This is a genomic window from Micromonospora sp. MH99 (assembly GCF_021442385.1).
Taxonomy (GTDB): Bacteria; Actinomycetota; Actinomycetes; order Mycobacteriales; family Micromonosporaceae; genus Micromonospora.
In genome coordinates, this window is the sequence record NZ_MUZA01000008.1 from 44381 (window position 1) to 66870 (window position 22490).

The window sequence follows — 22490 nt, forward strand, 5'->3', positions numbered from 1 at the left end:
TCGGGCGCGGTGGCCTCGCGCCGCCTGTCGGTAGGCTAACAGACAGGTCTGTCTACTGCTGCCTCTCGGGAGGCGACAGGGCAGGTGTCTCTCATTGCCTGTAGAGCTGCCCCAGAAATGGGGCGGCCGGGCGCGGCCGAACGTGGGCTGGGCGGGGGGCCGGGCCCGGCCGGGCGCGGGCCGAACGTGGGCTGGGCGGGGGCCGGACGCGGGCTGGGCGAGGGCCGGACGCGGGCTGGGCGAGGGCCGGCGCGAGGCCGAACGCGGCGCGGCACCGGTGGCTCACTCCGACGGCTCCTCCCCATTGGCGCCGCCCCGCACATGGGGCAGCTCGACAGGAGTCGAAGGCGCCATCGGCACCCGCCGCGGGACGACGTGCGGCAGCAGACGGAACTGTCTGTAGAATTGGCCCGCCACCAGCACGTCGAGGGAGTACCGATGCCTGCCCACCGCACGCCGGCCGGCTCGGCCCGGGACCGGATCCTGGAGACCGCGTTCCGGCTCTTCTACGCCCACGGCCCGCGCGGCGTGGGGGTGGACACGGTCATCGCCGAGTCGGGCGTGGCCAAGGCGACGCTCTACAAGCACTTTCCGCGCAAGGACGACCTGGTGCTGGCGTACCTCGACCGGGTCGACCAGGCGTGGTTCGGTGCGCTGCGCGCCGCCGCCCGGGATGCCGGCGACGAGCCGCGCGACCAGTTGGTCGGGATGTTCGACGCGCTCGCCAGCGCCTGCCGGCGGGACGGCTACCACGGTTGCGCGTTCATCAACACGGCCGCGGAGTCGCCGGCCGGCGGCCCGGTGCACGCCCGGACGGTCGAGCACAAGACCGTCGTCCGGGCCTGGGTGACCGAGCTGGCCCGGCAGGCCGGCGCGGCCGACCCCGAGCTGCTGGCCCGGCAGCTCACCCTGCTGCTCGACGGCGGGCTCGCCGGCGGTGTGCTGGACGGCGACCCGGTGATCGCCGACGCGGCCCGGCGCAGCGCCCGCACGCTCGTCGACGCGGCGTTGCGCTGACGCGCGCTCAACTCAGAACAGTTTGCGCAGCGCCGCCGCGATCTCGGCGACCTCCGTCAGGCGGCCCTCCGCCACGCTGATGACCATGTCGTACGCGACGTTCTGGTCGGTCTCATCGAGCTGGTCGATGCTGACGGCGCGGTTCTGCAGCAGGAAGGCGATCGTCACGATCCAGCTGATCCGTTTGTTGCCGTCCACGAACGGATGGTTGTTGGCCAGTGAGTGCAGCAGTGCCGCCGCCTTGGTCCACAGGTCGGGGTAGGCGTCCTCGCCGAAGACGCTTGTCCGCGGTCGAGCGACTGCCGACTCCACGAGGCCGGCGTCCCTGATGCCGACGCCGAGTTTGCGGGCGATGCCCGCGACGTCGACGAGCGTGGGATATCGGACCTCTGTCATCACTCGGCCAGGCGTGCGAGCAGCGTGGCGTGCCGTTCGATGATCTCGTCGGCGAGGTCGCCGAACTCCTTGGCGTTCCGTCGCGCCAGGTAGTCGTCGATGGCGGTTACCACGACGGCGTGCATGGATCGGCCCTCCTCGTCCGCGACGAGACGGAGTCGCCGTTCGCGTTCGTCATCCAGCCGGAGGGTCATTGCCATACGCATATGGTAGCAATGCTGCTACCAAGATCGGCTAGAGATTGTCGGCGGGGTGCGGGGCGACCAGGCCCTGCCGCACCCGGGCGGCGCACAGCTCGGCCAGCCGCTCGTACGCGGCGGCGCCGATCAGCGCGGTCAGCTCCGGCCCGTACGACAGGTACATCGGCTCGGCGCCCACGTGGGCGTCCGTCGAGGAGGTGCACCACCAGTCCAGATCGTGCCCGCCGGCGCCCCAGCCGCGCCTGTCGAACTCGGACAGGGTGGAGACCAGCACTTTGGAGTTGTCGGGTCGCTTGACCCAGTCCTGGTCCCGCCGGATCGGCAGCTGCCAGCAGACGTCCGGCTTGTATTCCAGCGGGTGCACCCCGTCGCGCAGCGCCTGGGCGTGCAGCGCGCATCCGCCCCCGCCGGCGAAGTCGGCGTCGTTGAGGAAGACGCACGGCCCGTCGGCGCCCTGGGTGGCGGTGCGGCGTGCCGGGTTCTTGCCGTCGATCGTGTCCTCGTCGGTCCAGTTCTTGAAACCGCGCCGGTAGTGCTGCCAGGTCGACGGGGTGAGCTGTTTGACGGCGTTGCGGACACGCTTCTCGTCGTCCGAGTCGGTGAAGAACGCCCCGTGCGAGCAGCAGCCGTCGGCGGACCGGCCGGCGATGATGCCGTGGCAACCGCGACCGAAGATGCAGGTCCAGCGGGAGAGCAGCCAGGTCAGGTCGGCACGGATCAGGTGGGTCTCGTCGGCCGGGTCGGCGAACTCGATCCACTCCCGGGGAAAGTCCAGCGGCACCTCGCGGCTGCGCGGGTCGCCCGGGTCGTCCACCAGCACGCGGAGCTCCATCGTCACTCGGACCAGCGTACGCGCGGTGACGTCCGTGGGCCGACGAGCCGCACGAACGTGTTGCACCTAGGGTCTTCACCATGCGACTGGGTGTCCTCGACGTCGGATCCAACACGGTGCACCTGCTGGTGGTCGACGCGCACCACGGCGCGCACCCCTGGCCGGCGCACTCGGAGAAGGTCGTCCTGCGTCTCGCCGAGCAGATCGGCCCGGACGGCGCGTTGACCGAGGCCGGCTCGGACAGCCTGGTCAAGGCGGTCGGCATGGCCAAGGCAGCGGCCACCGGTTTGGAGGCGGACGACCTGATCGCGTTCGCCACGTCCGCCGTCCGCGACGCCACCAACGCGGCCGACGTGCTCGCCCGGGTCCGCGACGAGACAGGCGTACGCCTGGAGGTGCTCTCCGGCGCGGACGAGGCGCGGATGACGTTCCTGGCGGTGCGGCGCTGGTTCGGCTGGTCGGCGGGGCGTCTGCTGGTGCTCGACATCGGTGGCGGCTCCCTGGAGATCGCCGCCGGGATCGACGAGGACCCGGACGTCGCGATCTCGCTGCCGCTCGGCGCCGGCCGGCTGACCCGGGAGCGGCTGCGCGTCGACCCGGACAGCGCGACGCCGCCGTCCGCCGAGACCGTCGACAAGCTGCGGGAGTACGTGGACGGCCGGCTGGACAAGGTCGTCGACCAGTTGACCGAGGTGGGCTGGGGTCGGGCTGTGGCCACCTCGAAGACGTTCCGCACCCTGGCCCGACTGGCCGGCGCGGCGCCGTCCGGGGCCGGGCTCTGGACGCGGCGCAGCCTGACCCGTGGCGGTCTGCGGCAGGTCATCGGCTTCATCCGGCACATTCCACCGACCCAGTTGATGGAGCTGGAGGGGGTCAGCGCCGGTCGGGCCCACCAGTTGCTGGCGGGCGCGGTGGTCGCCGAGGCGGTGATGCGCCGGCTCGACCTGGACACGCTGGACATCTGCCCGTGGGCCCTGCGGGAGGGGGTCATCCTCCGTCGACTCGATCAACTGGAGCCGATCTGACCAGGGTGCCGGGTTACGAGTGGTTTGCCAGTGCTCGTCCTGATGGCCCCGCGACAGCCGGGCTACGCTGGCTGATGTGACTTCCCGCGTTCCGGTGCTCCTGTCCAGCTCGTCGGTCTTCCCCGAGCCGACCGCGGCGGCGTTCCAACTGGCCGCGGCGCTCGGCTACGACGGCGTCGAGGTGATGGTCTGGACCGACGTCGTCAGCCAGGACGCGGGCGCGCTGCGCGGCCTGTCGGCGCACTACGACGTGCCGGTGCTGTCGGTGCACGCGCCCTGCCTGCTGGTCACCCAGCGGGTGTGGAGCCCCGACCCGTGGCAGCGGCTGCGCCGGGCCGCCGAGCTGGCCGAGACGCTGGGAGCGCCGACGGTGGTGGTGCACCCGCCGTTCTCCTGGCAGCGGGACTACGCGCGCAACTTCGCCGAGGGGCTGGCCACTGTCGCGGACCGGTTCAACGGCCTGCGTTTCGCGGTGGAGAACATGTACCCGGTGCGGATGGCGGGCCGGCAGTTCGTCCCATACGTCCCCGGGTGGGATCCCACCGACACCGGCTACCCGTCGTACACGCTGGATCTGTCGCACTGCGCGGCCTCGCACAGCGACCCGCTGGAGATGGCCGACCGGATGGGCGCGGGCCTGGCCCACGTGCACCTCGGCGACGGCACCGGCGAGGGCCGCGACGAGCATCTGGTGCCCGGGCGCGGCACCCAGCCCTGCGGAGAGCTGCTCTCCTCGCTGGCGGCGCGGGGCTTCACCGGCTCGGTGGCCGTCGAGGTGGCGACCCGGGGCGCGAAGAGCCGCGCGGTGCGCGAGGCGGACCTGCGCGCCGCGCTGGAGTTCGCCCGCCAGCACCTGCCCGCCCAGTCACCTGTCGACGTCTGACCCCGGCGGGGCCCGGCGTCAGCTGACCGGGGTGAGCGACTCGGTGGTCGAGGTCGGCTGCGGGGCGACCGGCAGCTGCTCACCGATGGCGGCCCGCTTGCGGGCCCGGTGTGCCGCCACGTGCGAGCGGGTGGCGCAGCGCTCCGAGCAGAACCGCCGGCAGCAGTTGGACGACGTGTCCAGGTAGACGTTGCCGCACCGCTCGTCGGCGCACACCCCGAAGCGGGCGCTGCCGTACTCGCAGAGCCAGACCGACAGCCCCCAGACCGCGCCGGCCAGGTATTCGGCGCTGACCGACGCGCCCCGGCTGGTCACGTGCATGTGCCAGTCGCTGGAGTCGTGCCCGGAGATGCGCGGCTGGACCGGGAACGCCTCGAGCAGCGCGTTCAGCTCGGTCACCGCCTGGGCGTCGCGCCCCGAGGTGCCGTACTCGAAGACGTCGCGGAGCCGCTTCTGCGCCCGCCGGAAGATCGCGACGTCACGATCGGCGACCTCGTCGCGCATCCAGGCGTTGTCGTCGGGGAAGAGGGCCCGCAGGTCGTCGAGGTCGTCCAGGCGGGCGTTGACCAGGTCAACGCCGGTCCGGGCGTACGCGTCGAAGTTCACGCCCCCAACGGTAGACGACTCACGGGGTGCGCGCCGCGTCGATGTAGTGCGGCAGGAACCGCGCGTAACCGTCGGTGATCAGACTTGCGCTCTCCCGGACGCCCACCCCGGCCGACTCGCCGTCGACGATCCAGCTGCCCAGCACCACCCGGTTGCCGGCGAACTGCGGCAGCGCCCGGAACTCCTGGTAGCACCAGCCCTCGTCGCCGTAGATCCCCGGATTGGTGATCTCCTCGGCGGCGGTCACGATGCGTACCGAGCCGCCCTCCCGGCCGAGCAGCGGCTTGGCCACGTACTCGGGCATGCCCCGCGGCGAGTCGAGGTACGCCGGGAGCAGGTACTCGTGGTCGGGGTACAGCTCCCAGAGGATCGCGAGCAGCGCCTTGTTGGACAGCAGTAGCTTCCACGCCGGCTCGATCCAGGTGGTCGGGGTGCCCGGTGCCAGGGCGGGCGGCCCGTACGGCTCGGCCAGCATCCACTCCCAGGGGTAGAGCTTGAAGCAGGTGGTCACCGGGCGGTCGGCGGCGTCGACGAAGCGCCGGCCGTCCCAGCCGATCTCCTGGATGGGCTGCAGCTCGACGCTCAGGCCGGCCTGCCGGGCGGTCTCGGCGAGGTAGCCGGCCGTCATGTGGTCCTCGCCCGACTCCTCCTCGTTCGACCAGAGCACGTGCACCAGTGGGTCGTGCAGCCCGGCGCCGATCTTGGCCCAGGCGCCGACCAGCCGCTCGTGCAGGCTGTTCCACTGGTCCAGCTCGGGGCGGGTCTGCTCCAGCCAGTACCACTGGATGATGCTCGCCTCGACAAGCGCCGTAGGTGTGTCGGCGTTGTACTCCAGCATCTTCGGCGGCCAGGTGCCGTCGTACGCCAGGTCGAAGCGCCCGTAGAGGGTGGGTGGCGCCTCGCGCAGTGACCGGGCCACCGCGTCGGCCGCCCAGGCGGGAATGCCGAACTCGGCGTACCGGCGCTGCGCCACCACGTGCTCGGCGGCGGCCACCGACATCCGGTGCAGCTCCTCCGTGGCCTCCTCCAGCCGCAGCACCTCGTCGAGGTCGAAGGCGTACGCGGCGGTCTCGTCCCAGTACGACATGATCCCGCCGTCGGGCAGTTCGGTGTCGACGTAGACCAGCCCCTGCGCGCGGATGGTGGCGTCCCAGTCGGGCCGGGGTGGCACGGACTCGCGGCGCACGTCAGCCGCCGCAGGAGGCGAGGTGGGTGCCGAATCCGCCGCGCTCGGGCAGGGCGGCCGTCGTCGGCTCCCCGGCGGTCCGCCCCGCGGCGGGCGCGGTGACCCGCATCGCCAGCGCGACCGTGTCGCCGCCGCCGACCGGCCCGAGGGCACAGTCGTCATCGTCGTCGTCCGAGGTCATGTTGCAGCCGGAGAGGGCGAGCGCGAGAGCGGTGAGCGCGCCGAGCTGCACGGAGGCCGACCGGAGTCGGCGGCGGGGGCGTTGGTCCACGGCATCGTTGTAGTCGATCGACGCCAGTACCGCAGCCCCGGCCGCCCCTCGGCGGGGGTCCTGGCAGGGGCGATACGCTCGGCTCATGCTCCGTTCCGTCATCCTCGCCGCCTCCCGGTCATCCCAGGTCGAGCGGCTCGTCGCGACCGCCCCGTACACTCGGGACGTCGTTCGCCGGTTCGTCGCCGGCGCCGCCACCGACGACGCGTTGCGCGCGACCCGCGGGCTCGTCGACGACGGTCTGGCCGTCACCCTCGACCATCTGGGCGAGGACACCGTCACCCCCGAGCAGGCCACGGCCACCCGGGACGAGTACCTGAAGCTGCTGAAGATGCTCTCCGGGGCCGGGCTGACGCCGGCCGCCGAGGTGAGCGTGAAGCTCTCCGCGCTCGGCCAGATGTTCGACGAGCAGTTGGCGTACGACAACGTGCGGGCGATCTGCGCGGCCGCCGACGCGGCGGGCACCACCGTCACCCTGGACATGGAGGACCACACCACCACCGACTCGACGCTGGAGGTGCTGGCCAAGCTGCGCAAGGACTTCCCGTCGACAGGCGCGGTGCTCCAGGCGTACCTGCGGCGGACCGAGTCGGACTGCCGGGAGTTGTCCTCCGCCGGGTCGCGGGTGCGTCTGTGCAAGGGCGCGTACCGGGAGCCGGAGTCGGTGGCGTACCAGTCGGCCCGCGAGGTGGACAAGTCCTACGTCCGCTGCCTCAACATCCTGATGTCCGGCGACGGCTACCCGATGCTGGCGACCCACGATCCGCGGATGATCGCGATCGGCGAGGACCGGGCGCGCTGGTTCGACCGGGGGCCCGATCGCTTCGAGTTCCAGATGCTCTACGGCATCCGGCCCGAGGAGCAGGCCCGGCTGGCCGGCGAGGGCTACACGGTGCGCACCTACGTGCCGTACGGCGACGAGTGGTACGGCTACCTGATGCGTCGGCTCGCCGAGCGTCCGGCGAACCTGGTCTTCTTCGGCCGGGCCCTGATCTCCAAGAAGTAGGAGCCGCTTGACGCGCCTGGCTAATTGCCTTAGCTTCAAGCTATGACAGTTAGCCAGGTGCGGTGCGACGGCGGACACATCGCGTACGAGGTGCACGGCGACGGCCCACTCGTCGTCCTCGCCCACGGCATGGGCGAGAACAGGGCGAGCTTCCGACACCTCGTGCCGCTGCTCGTGGCCGCCGGTCACCGGGTCGCCTCGGTCGACGTACGCGGGCACGGGGAGTCCAGCGTCGGCTGGCCCACGTACGCCCCGGCGGAGGTCGGCGCCGACCTGCTGGCCGTCGTCAGTGACCTCGACGCCGGGCCGGCCGTGCTGGTCGGCAGCTCGTCCGCCGCCGCGGCGGTGGTCTTCGCCGCGACCGACGCGCCCGAGCTGGTCTCCGGCATCGTGCAGATCGGCGCGTTCGTCGGTCAGCCCAAACTCAACCCGCTGCTGCGGCTGGCGATGGGAGCTGTGCTGCGCAGTCCACGACTGTTCGGGATGTTCCACAACACACTCTTCCCCGTGCACCGGCCGGCCGACGACGCGTCGTACCGCCGGTCGATGGTGGCCAACCTGCGCGAGCCCGGCCGGATGGCCGCGACCCGCGGTGTGATCGCGCCGGTCGAGCCGCACTGGACCGCCCGCGCGCCGCAGGTACGCCAACCGGTGCTGGTGCTGATGGGCGCGAAGGACCCGGACTTCCCCGACCCGGGCGCCGAGGCGCGGGCGGCCCGCCGGCTGTTCCGCGTCGCCGAGGCCCGGATGATCGAGGAGGCCGGGCACTACCCGCACGCCGACCGGCCGCGGGCCACCGCCGACGAGCTGGTGGCTTTCCTGGCGGTGTGTGCCGGTGCCTAGGGCCGGGCTCAACCAGCAGACCGTGGTGCGCGAGGCCGCCCGGCTGGCCGACGAGGTCGGCTACCACCAGCTCACCCTCGCCGCGCTCGCCAGCCGGCTCGGAGTCGCGCTGCCCAGCCTCTACAAGCACATCAAAGGGGCGGACGCGCTGAGCCAGAAGCTCGCCGCGCTGGCCAGCGCCGAGCTGGCCACCGAGCTGACCACGGCGGCCGCCGGCCGCTCCGGTGGGGACGCGCTGCGGGCGATGGCGGACGCCTACCGCGCGTACGCCCACCGGCACCCCGGGCGCTACCCCGCCACCCAGCGGGTGCCCGACCCGTCCGACCCGGAACACGTCGAGGCGGGCGAACGCGCGGTAGGCGCCATCTTCGCGGTGCTGCGCGGCTACGGACTCACCGGCGACGACGCGGTGGACGCGACCCGGGCGCTGCGCAGCGCCCTGCACGGTTTCGTCGCCCTGGAGGCCGCCGGTGGCTTCGGCCTGCCGCGCGAGGTCGACAGGTCGTACCACCAGTTGGTCGCCGGCTTGGACGTGGCATTCCGCTCCTGGCCGGCTCGGGGAGCCTGACCCGGTCCGATCGGCCCGGGTCGGCCTCGCCCGATCCGCCCTTTGGTCGTACCCTTCGGCGGGTGACTGACGGGGTGCAGCAGCCAGCACCGCGGCGGCTCTGGCCGCTGTGGACCGTGCTCGTCGTGATGGTCCTGCTGCTGGGCTGCGGCCTTCCGGCGGCGTTGATCGTCGGTGCGGTCCGCGAGGCCGGCGGCCGGGCCACGATCAGCCGGGCCGGCGCCGCCGCGACCGACGACCCGGCCACCGCCGTCGCCCGTGCTCTGTCCGACCGGATGACAGCGCAACTCCAGCGGCAGTCCACGGCGCTGCTCGGCGGCGACCGGGCCGGCTTCCTCGCCGTCGCCGACCCCGCCGCGCATTCCGACCTGCGCCGTCGCTTCGCCGCGCTGCGCGCCCTGAAGGTGACGGTGTGGCGGGCCGAGCCGAGCGGCCTGCCCGTACCTGTCGTCGGCAAGCCCGGCGAGTGGCGGCTGCTGGTGCGCTTCCAATACTGCTTCGTGGCGCCCGGCTGCCGACCGAGCCCCGTGCTGATCGGCACCCGCTGGCGGGAGAACGGCGACCAGCCGCGACTGATCGCGCTGGAGGAGTCGAAGTCCGCCGAGACCGGCACCCGACCATGGGAGATCAGCGAGCTGGCCGTGGCGGTCGGCGCCCGGACCATCGTCGCCACCACACCGGCGCTGCGCGGGAAACTGGCCGGCCTGCTGACCCAGGCGGAGGCGGCCGCCGCGGTCGCCGACACCTACGCGGTGACCGGCTCGCCGCCGGACCGCTACCGGATCTTCTACGCCGGTCGGGCGGAGTGGCAGCGCTGGTACGGCGGCGGACGCCCACAGTGGACCGGCGGCTACGCGGTGACCGTGGGCGGCGGCCATCACGAGGTGGTGCTCAACGCCGACGGGTTGACCAGCAGCGGCACCGACGACCTGCTCCGGCACGAGCTGACCCACGCCGCCTCGCTGCCGGAACGCGGCTACCCGGGCAAGACGACCTGGTGGCTCGTCGAGGGGCTGGCCGAGTTCGCCGGCTCGGGCGGCCAGCCGGTCGACAGGTACGAGGGGCTCGCCGAGGTGCGCAAGCTGGTCCGGGCCGGTTGGGACGGCCGGCTGGAGGGCGTCACGCCCGCCGACGACGCGCCCGCCGAGCGGGTCGGCGGCAGCTACGGGGTCGGCTACCTCGCCGTCCGCCACCTCGTCGACAGGTTCGGACCGGAGCGGCTGCTCGCCTTCTTCAAGGCCATGGTGCACGAGCGCAAGACCGCCGACGTCGCCGCCGAGCAGGCGTTCGGCGAGCAGTGGTCGACACTGCACGACGAGTGCGTGGCGTACGTCCGCGCCACCAGCGCCTGAAAGGCTGCCGGTGGCCTGGGACCCGGTCACCAGCACGTGGCGCGGCGTGCCCGGCTGACCTGTTCCCGGGGACTGGCGGGCGGCTGGGCGCCCGGACGGCGGCGGGCGGGCCCCGGAGGAGCCGCCCGCCGCCGTGCTCAGCTCACCAGGCGGAGGAGATCTGGCTACGGGCGCCGAGCATGCCACCCGCGATTCCCGGATACATCCACAGGATCCCGGTCGAGTTCTCCCGGGCGATCACGTCCGGCTTGCCGTCCCGGTTGAAGTCGGTCAGACCGAAGGAGGTGTAGCCGGCCCAGCCGATACCGACCTGGGTGATCGTGTCCGGTCCCATGTCGTAGAGCTTCAGCAGGCCCGTGCTCGCCTGCCGAGCGTAGACGTCCGGCGTGGCGTCCCCGACGACGTTGGCGACGCCGAACCCGGTGAAGTCGGTGCTCCAGCCGTTGCCGATGTCCGCTCGCGTGCCACCGCCGCCCTTGAGGTCACCCGGGTAGACCCACAGGTCGTTCGTCGATCCAGCGGTGAAGACGTCCTGGTAGCCGTCCCGGTTGAAGTCGCCCACGCCGAACGGGCGGTAGTTGCACCACTGGATCCCCAGGAAGGTGGGGGTGGGACTCAGGTCGTCCGCCGTGCCCAGGAAGACCTTGAGCTCGCAACTGACGTTGTCCCTGGCCACGATGTCCTGGTACCCGTCATGGTCCCAGTCGGCGATGCCGAAGGCGGTGAACTGGTTCCACCCGTTCGAGATTAGGCGCGGCTTGGACAGCTGCTCGGAGCGCGGCGGGGAGCCATCGTTCGGCGGGGTCAGCTTCCGGTACTTCCACAGGTTGCCGTCCACGTCGCTGGCGTAGATCTCGGTTTCCAGCTGACCGGTGCCGGGAGGGGTCCACGTGGTCGCCCCGACTGGCGTGAGGGAGCCGCTCTTGGCGCTGTTGCTCGCCCCGATCTGGGTGGGGGTGAGCGCCCGCTTCCACACCTGGAGGTTGCTGAGCATCCCGGCGTAGTGCGCGGTCGCCACGCCCTGGTACTTGTAGCGGCCGACCACGAACTTGCCGGTGCTCGGCCACGTGGGCGTCGCGGTGTACTGGGCGTTGCCCTTCAGGACCCCGTTGACATAGAGCGAGATGATCCTCGTGTCGGCGTTGTAGCTGGCCACCAGGTGCGTCCACACACCCAACGCCGTCCCGGCCGGCGTCACCACCTGGGTGTACGACCAACCGCTGTCCGCGTTGCCCAGGCCGAACCGCCAGGTGTTGTCGCTCGCGTTGTTCCAGAGCAGGAAGCGCGACGCGTTCGCGCCGTCCTCGCTGGCGATGACGCCACCGGCCGCCGTCGGCTTGGCCCAGACCGAGAGGGTGAACGACTTGCTCGTGTCGATCAGCCGCTCGGGACTGGTCAGTGCCGTCTTGTTGGTGTAATCGACCTGGGTCGCGGTGGAGTCGGTGTTCAGCACGACGACCTGCGGGAAGAGCTCACCCTGACGCCACTTCGCGCTCACGCCGGGCTTGGTCGGCGAAGGTTCGGTCACCTCGACCCCGAGCGACTTGCCGCCGGAGATGTCGGTGGCCGTGCTGAGCACCCCGTCTCCCGCTTCGTCGAACTTGTCGTCGAACTGCCAGGTGTGATCGGAGGTGATCAGCGTCTGCTTGGGCTGGGCGGTGATGGTGGCGCTGCCGGCCTGGAGGTTGGTGACCAGCCAGGCCGTGGTGGCCGCACCGGCACCGACGGTCCACAGGTCGGGGGTGCCGTCACGGTTGATGTCCCCGGCGCGCAGGCTGAGCGCGACACCGGTGTTCCAGCCGCCGGCCGCGAGGGTACGCGCGGTGTAGGTGAGCTGGCCGGTGTCCTCGTTGTAGGCCAGGTCGGACCACAGGTAGAGCGCGCCGGTGGTCCGGTTCCGGAGGAACATCGCCGTGCCGGTACCGGTCTGGGCGGTGGCGATGGTCCAGTTGTTCCAGTCCGCGCCGCCGGTCGGGGTCGCCGCACCGGTCGAGGTCGCTCCGAAGAACAGGCTGGTCCCCGGGAAGCTGGGGTAGTAGGTGAGCTGGTAGCCGTTGGTGGCGTCCCCGCTGGTACCGATCAGGTCCGGGAAGCCCGACCCGGTGCCCCGAGCCTCCCCGGCGTTGGCCAGCTGGATCGGCGACCGGCCGTACTCGTCGAGGAGGTACTCGCTCATCAGGCTGGTCTGAACGCCGCCGCGCTCCGGCATGAGCACGGAACCGTCGCCATTGCCGGCGAAGATGCCACCGCCGCCGGCGTTGGTCCCCGTGGGGTAGTAGACGAGCACGTCCTGGAGGCCGCCGCCGGTGAATCGACCGGTGATGACCTGGCCTCCGTTGAAGTCGGCGGGTGAGTTGTTGCCGGTGACGCCGTTACCTCGCGCGCCCATGTTGCTGATGCTCGGGTTGAGCCCGGCTGAACCGCTGTTCTCCGCCAGCCACAGGCCGGCCGTGAGGTTGTTGACTGAGCCGACGGTGAGCAGGTCGGCCCAGCCGTCACCGGTCAGGTCGCCGTCCGGTGCGGTGATGGTCGGCGGGTCGGCGTTGAACGGCAGCGTCGCGGTCTCGCCGAAGTTCCTGCCTGCCGCGGTCACGCTCGTCACGGAGATCGTGTTGGTGAAGCGGGTGGGCGTGACCTGGATGTTGGCGTTGCCACTCGCGTCGGGGGTGACGGCCTGCGGGGGTGCCGCATTGAGCTGGTAGACGTAGCTGGTGGGGGCGGTGCCGCTGGACGGTGCCTTGACCGGGATGGTGATCGGCTGCCCGATGGTCGCCGGTTGGGTCAGTTCGGGGATGTTGGGCGGCCCGGCCCGGGTGGCGTCGAAGGCGAACCGGCAGGTGGTCGACCAGTTGCTGGCGGTGCGGAAGTCGGTCGTCTGCACTTTCCAGGCGAAGGTCGCGAACTTGCTCGTACCCGCGACGGCCGCCAGTGTGGCTCGGGGCACGATGAACACCGCCGTGGTGCCGGAGGAGTACGTGAGCAGGCTCGGGTTGGTGCTGGCGATGGCCGTCTGAGCGGGATCGCCGTCCTTCCACACCTTGAAGGTGACCCCGAGGGTGCCCTTGTCGACATCCGAGACCGGCGCGTACAGCGACACCGCCGTGTCACCGACCACCGTGGGGTTGGCGGCGGTGCACGCGGTGGTCGGGGAGGTGCTGAGGCCGGTCGGCGCGGCGGGCGCGTGGTTGTACCGGATAGTCAGGGTGGGACTGGTCTCGAGGAATTCCTTCCAGCTCTGGGCGTCGCTGGCCTCGTTGGCGGCGACCATCCACAGGGTGCGCGTCGACTTCTTGGCGCTGACGTCGGCCCTGATCTGGTTGGTGATGTCGAAGGAGACGCCGGCGGCGTCGCAGCCGCTGTAGCCGTACGCGAAGCTCTTGCTCGCGATGGCGCTGCCCTTGCTCACCCCCTCCCAGTAGTTCCAGGTGGCGTTGCCAGAGGTCAGTGTGGTGCTGGGACCGTAGATGTTGACCGTCTTGTCGGTGCAGCTCCACGAGCGGGTGTTCGTAATCTTGAAGACGGCGTCCGCGATCTCGGCACCGGCCAGGGTGCTGTAGGGCACCGGGAAGTTGATCAGGGTGTTCGACCGCTGGCTGCCCGAGTTGCCGACCTGCATCCGGCCGATGGGGTCCGGGGTGTTCTTCCAGTAGTTGGTCGACTGGTGCTGGTAGGAGATCGAGGCCCAGCCGCTCATCTTGGGGCCGACGGGCGTCCAGTTGAACGTGGGGTCGATGTAGAGCGGATAGACCGCGGCCGGGTCGGTCAGCAACGCCCGGTCGGGGGTAAGCCGCAGGTTCCCGGCGGCGATCCGCACACCGATCGGGGCCGTCCGCGCACCACGGCCCGGTCCGCCGGGGGTCGACGCGGCAGCCCGCTCGTTCGTACCCGCCTTGGCGTTCGCGCCCGGGGCGGAGTCCCACATGGCCGGGGCGGAAGCGGTGAGCACCGTGCGGCCACCCCGGTCCCGGCCGGTGATGTTGCCGACTGGGTCGGCCGCCAGGGTGACGCCCTTCGTCACGGTGGCGAGGTCGAGTGCGGCGAGCCGAGGGTCAGCGGCCGCCTGTCGGTTCTTGACCACGAAGACGTGCGAGAAGGAGCCCTCACCGCTGACCCGGACGGTCAGGTCGACCCCGGGCAGCACCTCGGCGTAGGTGGCGGTGGGCCCGGACAGGGTCGGCGCCGGCAGGGTCAGCGGGGCGGTCACCGACAGTGCGCGGTCGCCGCTGGTCATCTCCGCGAGCGGGCCAGTGCCGCCAGCGGAGACACGGATCGGATTGGTGGTGACGGCCGCGCTGATGCTGCCGTCGGCGTTGCGGACCAGCGTCGGATCGAGGTCCTTCCAGGCGCCGTTCACCCTGGTCCGGGTGGGTACGGCGGACTGGGTCAGCTCCATCGTCCCGTCCGGGCGGGCGGTGAAGGTGGCGGTCGACGTGCCGGCGCCGGTGGCCTCGACCGGCTTGCCGGTCCGCCTCGCCTCGACCAGCGCCCGATCGACGCTGAGTGATCCGCTGGCAGGCGCAGGTGCGGGTTTGCCGGGCGCGGCGGCTGCCGGTGCGGCGGGCAGGATGGCGGCCGTGGTGGCCAGGACCATGCTGGCCGCGACGCCTGTCGTGAGCCTGCGTCTGGCGGTAGGTGTCCTCGGTGGAGGACCGATTTTGAGCATGATGCGCTTACTCCCCCGTGAGTCTGGCCGGCGGACGCGGAACACGTCCGTTGGGCGGCAACAGTGAAGCAGCACTTCCGGCCTTCGTGGAACGCCGGTTGTCACATGGGGTTGTCCTTTTCGAACTCACTGCGATGGATTTGCCGGCTGCCATCAAAGGTCATCGTTATCGTCTCGTTACCTTCGGGTCGGTCCAACGTGAAACATTGATCGCGCCACGGGGGTGTGCGACCGAACACCCTGCGTGGCTTTTCTGGCAACGCGCAGAGGTGAGGGTCGAATGGTCGGGTACGGGGGATTACGACTGCACACACGTCCCAGACGTCTGGTGGCACTGGCCACTGCGGCGTCCCTGGTGGCGAGCCTGTTGGCCGGGGCGCCGGCGGCGGCGAAACCGGAAGACGGCGGGGTGTCCAAGCTGCCGCCCATGTCGCCCGGGCGATCGGTGACCGGCGTCAAGCCACTGCCCACGAGCTTCGTGACACCACCCGACCAGGCGAAGTCGACCTACCGGCCGTCGCGCACGGCGTGGCCGAAGGCCGCGTCGGCAACGGTCGAGCTGACCGCGACGACCTCCGCGGCCCGCGCTGCCGCGCCGGCGAAGGCACGCGCCGCGGGTACCCCGATCTGGGTGACACCGGTCGCCAAGGGCGGCCGCTACGCCGGTCCGCAGCAGATGCGGGTGGGGATCGCGGACCGCGCTGCCACCGAGGCGGCCGGCGTGGACGGCGTACTGCTCTCGGTGACGCCGTCGTCGACCGGACGCGCCACCGGCGCGGTACGGGTCGGCGTCGACTACGCCGAGTTCGCGGAGGCGTACGGCGGCAACTACGGTTCTCGCCTGCGGCTCGTGCAGCTGCCGGCGTGCGCGCTCACCACACCGGCGCTCGCCGCCTGCCGGACGCCCATCCCGCTGGCCTCAACCAACGACGCGGCGGCCAACTCGGTGTCGGCGGAGGTTCCGCTGACGACCGCCGCCGCCGACAGCCGGTCGGCCGGGTCGGCGATGGTGCTCGCCACCGTCGCCGGTGTCGGCGATGAGGGCGGCAAGGGTGGCACCTACGCCGCGACCGACCTGAAGCCGTCCGGCTCCTGGACCGCGGGCGGTAGCACCGGCTCGTTCAGCTACTCGTACCCCCTTGCCGTGCCGCCGACCCGGTCGAAGCTCGTGCCGCAGCTCGCCCTCTCCTACGACTCCGCAGGGGTCGACGGTCAGACCTCGGCGACCAACGCGCAGGCGTCCTGGGTGGGCGACGGCTGGACCACGCCGAAGTCGTACGTCGAGCAGACCTTCGTCTCCTGCTCCGACGACCCGGGCGGTAGTCCATCCCCGGTCAAGACGAACGACCGTTGCTACGCCGGTCCGATCCTCACCATCGCCATGAACGGATCGTCGAGTTCGCTGATCTGGGACTCCGGCAAGGACACCTGGAAGGTGCAGAACGACACCGGCGCCGTGGTCACCCGGGTGATGAACTCGGGTAACGGCAGTGGCACCAGGGACACCGACTACTGGCGGGTGACCGAGCGGGACGGCACGGTCTACGAGTTCGGCCGCAACCGTCTGCCGGGGTGGACGACCAACAAGCCGGAGACCAAGTCGGTCGACTACGTTCCGGTCTACTCGGCGCACTCCGGGGACCCCTGCTACAACTCGGCGGGCTTCAGCTCCTCGGTCTGCACCATGGCGTACCGGTGGAACCTCGACTACGTCAAGGACGTCCACGGCAACGCGATGGCCTACTACTACAACCAGGCCACCAACTACTACGGCCGCAACGAGGGCGCCACGGACGTGGCGTACATCCGGGACAGCAACCTCGCCCGGATCGACTACGGCTTCCGCGACAACGGCGCGTACGGGATCATCCCCAACCGGGTGGTCTTCAACAGCGACGACCGCTGCCTGTCCGGCACCTGCAAGCCGCTGAACGACTCGACCAAGGCCAACTGGCCGGACGTGCCGTTCGACCTCGTCTGCAACTCCGGTACGGACTGCAAGGCCTGGAGCCCGTCCTTCTTCTCCACCGTGCGGCTGACCTCCATCGAGACCCAGCAGTACGACACCAGCAGCACCCCGTACAAGAAGGTCGACTCCTACGCCCTGACCCACACCATGCCGGCGACCGGGGACGGCACCGCGCCGACGCTGTGGCTGACCTCGATCACCCGCACCGGGCACGACACCACCTCGGGCGGCTCCACCAGCGCCATCGCCCTGCCCTCGGTGTCGTTCACCGGCATCAAGCTGCCCAACCGCGTCGACGTCACCGGCGGCTACCCCTCGTTCTACCGGCAGCGCATCGCGACGATCACCACCGAGACCGGCTCGGTGATCTCGCCCAGCTACGAGCTGCCGCAGCCCTGCAGCGCGCCGGTGACGGTCAGCCCCGCGTCCAACGGCAAGTCCTGCTATCCCGTCTACTGGACGCCGGAGGGGGTGCCGAACCAGATCCTGGACTGGTTCCACAAGTACGCGGTCACCCGGGTCACCGCCACCGACCCCACCGGGGGCGCGCCGGCCACCTCGACCAGTTACGAGTACGTCGGCAACGCCGCATGGCACTACGACGACAACGAGGTGGTCAAGGCCAAGTACCGAACCTACGGACAGTTCCGTGGCTACGGCAAGGTCCGGGTCCGCAACGGTGACGGCGTCAACGACCCGCGCACGCTGGCGGACACGACCTACTACCGCGGCATGAGCAGGAACAACAACACCACCGTCGTCAACGTCACCGACAGCGCCGGTGGCACGCACGAGGATGTCGACCAGCTCGCCGGCCGCCCGCTGGAGGCCACCACCTACCTGGGCGACGGCGGCCCGGTCGACAGCTCGACCGTCACGTCCTACTGGGTGTCGGGCGCGACCGCGACCCGCTCCCGCACCGGGCTGCCGGCTCTGACCGCGACGTTCGCCGCGCCGGTGCAGACCTGGCGGCGTCAGGCGGTCACCACCGGCGCCACCACCACCTGGCGGTACAGCCAGACCGACATGTCGTACGACGCGTCGACGAGCTCCCCGACGTTCGGGCTGTTGCAGCACTCGTACGACCACACCGTTCCGGCGGACCCGAAGTACGACCGCTGCACCAGCACCAGCTACGCCCCGGTGAACACCGGTCTCAACCTGGTCGGCCTGACCAGCCAGGTGGAGACCGTGTCGGTGGCCTGCGGTGGCTTCACCGCCGGCTCGCCGACCTCGGTGCCGGGCAGCACCAACACGCTGAGTGCCCCGGCCACGGTCAACCGGCCCGCGCAGGTGGTGTCACACGTCCGCACCTTCTACGACGACACGACCTTCGCGACCACGTTTCCGCAGGCCGCCCCGACCAGGGGCAACGTGACAATGGTCCGCAAGGCGTCCGACTGGGTCTCCGGCGGCTACACCTACCAGACGACGGACCGGGCCGAGTTCGACGCGTACGGCCGCGCCACCGGCAGCTGGGACGGTAACGGCAACAAGGCCACCACCACCTACACGGACAACGCCACCGGCCTGACTACCGGCATGACCCTGCAGAACGCCGAGGGCCACGCCACCACCACGACCATGACCACGCTACGGAATCTGCCCACGAGCAGCACCGACGCCAACGGCGTGGTCACCAGCACCCAGTACGACGCGCTCGGCCGCCTGACGGCGGCGTGGGTGGCGTCCCGGCCCACCAGCGCTCCGGCGAACGTGAAGCACAGCTACACGGTGTCCAAGACCGGGCCGACCGCCACGACGACCGAGACGCTCAACAAGAACAACGGGTACCGCACCTCGACCACCATCTACGACGCCCAGTACCGGGTGCGGCAGACCCAGTCGGTCACGAACACGGGTGGCCGGATGGTCACCGACTCGTTCTACGACAGCCGGGGATGGGTGCGCGCGACCTACAACGGCTGGTGGGATGCCGGCACGACGCCGAACACCACTCCGGTCTACACCGACAGCCTTGTGAAGAAGGCCCTGAACCAGACCTTCAACACCTACGACGGGCTCGGCAGGGTCATCCTGGCCGAGAACGCCCGCGACGGGGTGGTCAAGTCGTCGACCAGGACGGTGTACAACGGCGACCGCACGACGGTCATCCCGCCGACCGGCGGCACCGTCACCGCGACGGTCAGCGACCCGATGGGCCGGTTGGAGGAGCAGCTCCAGTACACCGCGGCCCCGACGCTGGTCTCGCCGAGCAACCCGTTCACCGGCGTCTACCGCCTGACCGGCGGCACCACGGTGGCCACCAGGTACGGCTACGACAGTCACGACAACCAGTCCACCCTGACCGACACCGCGGGCAACGTCTGGGCCAGCGGGTTCAACCTGCTGGGACAGGTGGTCAGCAAGGATGACCCGGACGCCGGGACCAGCACCACCCGCTACGACGGCGCGGGCAACGTCGTCGAGTCGACGGACGGCCGGGGCAAGACCGTGTCGTACACCTTCGACAAGATCAATCGTCGTACCGGCAGCTTCGCCGCCGCGGTCACGGCGCAGTCGGCCAGCAACCAGTTGGGCGCCTGGGTGTACGACAACGACAACACCGCCGTGGCGATGACGAACCCGGTCGGCAAGCTGACCACGGCGACCGCCTTCCGCAACGGCGCCGCGTACAGCACCCAGTGGACCGGCTTCGACGCCTTCGGCAACTCCAAGGGCGAGACGATCACCATTCCCGCCGCAGAGGGGGCGCTCGGCAACACGTACGGCTTCGGGCACACCTACTCGGCCACCATCGGAATCCCGCTCGCCGACACCTACCCGGCGCGCGGCAACCTGCCTGCCGAAACCGTGTTGCGTAGCTACACCGGAGTGCTGGACCTGCCGACCACCGTCGGCGGCCTCGCCGGCTACAGCCAGTCCGCCGACTACGACGCCTGGGGCCGGATCACCCGCAACGTCGTCGGCTCCTCGACGAGCCTGGCCTCGATCGTCAACGTCTACGACGACCACGACGGGCGACGCAAGCAGCAACTGGTGACCAAGACGACGACCACCACGACGAACGTCGACAAGCAGGACTACGAGTACGACCTGTACGGCAACATCACCAAGACGGTCAACACCCGCTACGAGCCGTCGACGGTGTCCGAGACGGAGTGCTACCGGTACGACGCGCTGCGGCGGCTGACCAAGGCATGGACGGCGAAGGACGCCTGCGCGGTCACTCCGACCGTCGGTAACCGGGCCATGGTCGGCAGCGGCATCGGCGCCACCAGCGCCTACTGGACCGAGTGGGACGTCGACTCGCTCGGCAACCGGAAGAGCCAGACGCAGTACTCGCCGACCGGTGGGACCGACACCACCACCACCTACGCCTACGACGGCAACGGCAAGGGCCAGCCGCACACGTTGACGGGTACGACCACCTCCGGTGGCCTCACCGGCACCACGTCGTACGCCTACGACGACGCGGGCAACATGACCACCCGCAAGGCCGGGCAGGGCACCCAGACCCTGAACTGGGACGACACCGGCGAGTTGACGTCGGTGACCGGTGGCACGGATGGAAACAGCTCGTTCCTGTACGACGCCGACGGCAACCTGCTGATCCAGAAGGACCCGGGGGTCACCACCCTCTACCTGCCCGGTCAGCAGATCACCCTCAACACCGCCACCCAGGCGTTGAGCGGCACCCGCTACTACGAGCTGCCCGGTGCGGTGGCCTACCGCACCGGCAGTGGCACCGAGTACGGGTTCACCGTCCCGGACCACCAGGGCACGCCCAGCCTGTACCTGAACAACACCGCCCAGGTGCCCACCTGGCGGCAGTACACCCCGTACGGCGCGCCCCGCGGCGCCACCGTGACGGCACCGGACAACCGTGGCTTCCTCAACCAGCCACTCAACCCCAGCACCGGCCTGACCCAGGTCGGCGCCCGCAACTACGACCCGACCATCGGCCGGTTCGTATCGGTCGACCCGTTGCAGGACCTGACCGATCCGCAGCAGTGGAACGGCTACTCGTACGCCAACAACTCCCCGGTCACGATGAGCGACCCGGACGGCCTGATCCCGGCCGACTGCATGGAGTACGACTGCTACGGCTATGATTCGCGGCCCCTCAAGGATGGCGATGGCCGCGGTGCCGGCGGCTGCCCGGGCGGCTGTGGCACCGAGGCGAACAAGGACTGGGGCAAGAAGAACGGCAAGACGACCACCAGGAACGGGAAGCGGACCCACCCCCGAGTCCTCGGACACGTGATCGTGGTGCCCGAAACGGTGCCGCTGGAGGAGTTCACCCGACTCTGGAACGAGCAGCGTGCAGCGAAGTTCAGCGCGTCGGGGATCTCCAACGACGAGCTGCTGAGGAACGACGAGCGCGAACTCGCCATGAACATCTGTCATGAGATGGGACGACCGGGCGGCTGCAACGAGTGGATCGAACAGCTCTGGGGCGGGCACTTCGACTTCATGGCGGCGAACATGCCGCCGGACGAGATGGTCCAGGGCGGTGCGCTCGGCGCCTTGGGCGGCGCGGGACGTGGGGCGGCGCCGGGCAGCCGCCCCGCGGGCGGCGGTGGCTGCAAGAGCTTCAGCGGCGACACCGAGGTCTTGATGGCCGACGGGAGCATGAAGCGATTCGACGAGATCAAGGCCGGGGACGAGGTCATGGCCGCGGACCCGGAGACTGGCGAGCAGGGCCCTCGAGTCATCACCCACGTATGGGTCCACCAGGACGACCTCGTCGAACTCCAGCTCGTTGGCGCGGTAATCACCACGACAGAGGATCATCCATTTTGGAATCAGACGGACCGGGAGTGGCAGCGGGCTGACGAGTTCGACACGGGCGATCTCGTTTTGTCGGCGGACGGAAGGACCCGATCTGTCGTAGGCATTCGACCGAACACAGTGCGCGAGGACCTCGCCTACAACTTGACTGTCAGCGGGATTCATACGTACTACGTGCTCGCCGGGAAAACGTCGTTGCTCGTGCACAACACGACTGGAGGATGCACGAGCCCGGGGACGGTAAACGTAGCGCCCAGAGGGCGTGCCCCGGAGTTCGACGGCGGAACTCTTCGTGAAGACGAAGCAATGACTGCAGCGGCAAAGTGGCTCCGTCCCGGCTATAAGTATGACAACAAGGGCCGCTATGTTTCCGAAGATGGCCAGCGGGTGGTCCGGTACGGAAATCACGAAGTCACTTCGAGGACGCATCACATGCACTTCGAGGCGGTAGAGAATGGTAGGGTTGTCGAGAATACGAGCGTTAGGATTGTTCCATGAGTGCGGTGCCCCCGATGCTCATAGATGGCGCTCGGGTCAGATTGTTCGCGAACCTAGGGCCGATGCAGCGGCCGACGGGGGCGACGGTCCACTCCGTCAGCAACTTCAACGATGTGGTCGACAACCTTGCAATAGCTCAGTACGGTGATGATGAGGAGTTCTACCTCTTTTACTGTACAAATGATTGGGACGTTGTTTCGGACACTAGCCACCCAACGGAGTCGGCGGCAGTCGAGCAGGCGGAATTCGAGTTTGTGAATCTCGCATTTGTGCGTGTGGAGAATAGTGGCAGTGGGTCGGTTGGCTAGGCAAGCTGATTCAGCGTCGCGTTGATCAGGTTTTGGTGCTGATCTAGATCCGAAAAGCCACTTTCGCGTGGCAGGCGTTGACGTTTGTGCGGTGCACCCCTCGTAGGATTGG

General features: G+C 70.1%; 16 protein-coding genes. 9 read left to right on the forward strand and 7 right to left on the reverse strand.

The features are described 5' to 3' along the window. Positions 1 to 438 precede the first annotated feature (438 nt). Positions 439 to 1017 carry a TetR/AcrR family transcriptional regulator gene (locus B0E54_RS06525; RefSeq protein ID WP_234582349.1) on the forward strand — a complete coding sequence of 193 codons (579 nt, stop codon included), beginning with the start codon at positions 439 to 441 and terminating at the stop codon, positions 1015 to 1017. A 12-nt stretch (positions 1018 to 1029) separates the two neighbouring features. Here B0E54_RS06525 and B0E54_RS06530 read toward each other — a convergent pair whose 3' ends face one another. Genes B0E54_RS06530 through B0E54_RS06540 form a run of 3 tightly spaced genes read right to left on the reverse strand, consistent with a single transcriptional unit; the run spans position 1030 to position 2445 of the window. Continuing rightward, complete coding sequence (locus B0E54_RS06530) at positions 1030 to 1413, reverse strand: type II toxin-antitoxin system death-on-curing family toxin (RefSeq protein WP_234582350.1); 384 nt, start codon at positions 1411 to 1413, stop codon at positions 1030 to 1032. After that, complete coding sequence (locus tag B0E54_RS06535) at positions 1413 to 1613, reverse strand: ribbon-helix-helix domain-containing protein (protein WP_234582351.1); 201 nt, start codon at positions 1611 to 1613, stop codon at positions 1413 to 1415. The genes B0E54_RS06530 and B0E54_RS06535 overlap by 1 nt, the downstream gene beginning before the upstream one ends. Positions 1614 to 1647: 34 nt before the next feature. Continuing rightward, positions 1648 to 2445: a hypothetical protein gene (locus B0E54_RS06540; protein WP_234582433.1), complete on the reverse strand. Its 798-nt coding sequence runs from the start codon at positions 2443 to 2445 to the stop codon at positions 1648 to 1650. Positions 2446 to 2525: 80 nt separating this feature from the next. Here B0E54_RS06540 and B0E54_RS06545 point away from each other — a divergent pair, with 80 nt between their 5' ends. After that, entirely contained in the window at positions 2526 to 3470 is a 945-nt protein-coding gene (locus tag B0E54_RS06545) for a Ppx/GppA phosphatase family protein (protein WP_234582352.1), read from the forward strand. 76 nt (positions 3471 to 3546) lie between these two features. Next, a complete protein-coding gene (locus B0E54_RS06550; protein ID WP_234582353.1) occupies positions 3547 to 4353 on the forward strand; it encodes a sugar phosphate isomerase/epimerase in 807 nt (268 codons plus the stop codon). A gap of 18 nt (positions 4354 to 4371) precedes the next feature. On the opposite strand, the gene B0E54_RS06555 is transcribed toward B0E54_RS06550, so the two are convergent. The 3 genes from B0E54_RS06555 to B0E54_RS06565 are packed head-to-tail and all read right to left on the reverse strand — an operon-like array spanning position 4372 to position 6503. Further along, positions 4372 to 4959, reverse strand: a complete 588-nt coding sequence (locus tag B0E54_RS06555; protein WP_234582354.1) for a CGNR zinc finger domain-containing protein — start codon at positions 4957 to 4959, stop codon at positions 4372 to 4374. A 19-nt stretch (positions 4960 to 4978) separates the two neighbouring features. After that, positions 4979 to 6145, reverse strand: a complete 1167-nt coding sequence (locus tag B0E54_RS06560; RefSeq protein ID WP_234582355.1) for a glutathionylspermidine synthase family protein — start codon at positions 6143 to 6145, stop codon at positions 4979 to 4981. A gap of 1 nt (position 6146) precedes the next feature. Then, positions 6147 to 6503: a hypothetical protein gene (locus B0E54_RS06565; RefSeq protein ID WP_234582356.1), complete on the reverse strand. Its 357-nt coding sequence runs from the start codon at positions 6501 to 6503 to the stop codon at positions 6147 to 6149. Between B0E54_RS06565 and B0E54_RS06570 the strand changes: the two genes are divergently transcribed. The 4 genes from B0E54_RS06570 to B0E54_RS06585 all read left to right on the forward strand — a co-directional run bounded on the left by B0E54_RS06570 (position 6502) and on the right by B0E54_RS06585 (position 10185). After that, positions 6502 to 7422, forward strand: a complete 921-nt coding sequence (locus B0E54_RS06570) for a proline dehydrogenase family protein (RefSeq protein WP_234582357.1) — start codon at positions 6502 to 6504, stop codon at positions 7420 to 7422. The genes B0E54_RS06565 and B0E54_RS06570 overlap by 2 nt on opposite strands. Before the next feature lie 42 nt (positions 7423 to 7464). After that, positions 7465 to 8265 (forward strand): alpha/beta fold hydrolase, encoded by an 801-nt coding sequence (locus tag B0E54_RS06575; RefSeq protein ID WP_234582358.1) that lies wholly within the window; start codon positions 7465 to 7467, stop codon positions 8263 to 8265. Continuing rightward, complete coding sequence (locus B0E54_RS32735) at positions 8258 to 8833, forward strand: TetR/AcrR family transcriptional regulator (RefSeq protein ID WP_234582359.1); 576 nt, start codon at positions 8258 to 8260, stop codon at positions 8831 to 8833. Before B0E54_RS06575 ends, B0E54_RS32735 begins: the two co-directional genes overlap by 8 nt. 62 nt (positions 8834 to 8895) lie before the next feature. Then, positions 8896 to 10185 carry a hypothetical protein gene (locus B0E54_RS06585; RefSeq protein ID WP_234582360.1) on the forward strand — a complete coding sequence of 430 codons (1290 nt, stop codon included), beginning with the start codon at positions 8896 to 8898 and terminating at the stop codon, positions 10183 to 10185. A 142-nt stretch (positions 10186 to 10327) separates the two neighbouring features. Here B0E54_RS06585 and B0E54_RS06590 read toward each other — a convergent pair whose 3' ends face one another. Continuing rightward, on the reverse strand, positions 10328 to 14776 hold the full coding sequence (locus B0E54_RS06590) for a LamG-like jellyroll fold domain-containing protein (protein WP_234582361.1): 4449 nt from the start codon (positions 14774 to 14776) through the stop codon (positions 10328 to 10330). Positions 14777 to 15275: 499 nt separating this feature from the next. On the opposite strand from B0E54_RS06590, the gene B0E54_RS06595 reads away from it, so the two are divergent. Together B0E54_RS06595 and B0E54_RS06600 are read left to right on the forward strand one after the other, a co-directional pair. After that, complete coding sequence (locus tag B0E54_RS06595) at positions 15276 to 22070, forward strand: RHS repeat-associated core domain-containing protein (RefSeq protein WP_234582362.1); 6795 nt, start codon at positions 15276 to 15278, stop codon at positions 22068 to 22070. After that, complete coding sequence (locus B0E54_RS06600) at positions 22067 to 22378, forward strand: hypothetical protein (RefSeq protein ID WP_234582363.1); 312 nt, start codon at positions 22067 to 22069, stop codon at positions 22376 to 22378. Before B0E54_RS06595 ends, B0E54_RS06600 begins: the two co-directional genes overlap by 4 nt. Positions 22379 to 22490: the final 112 nt, after the last annotated feature.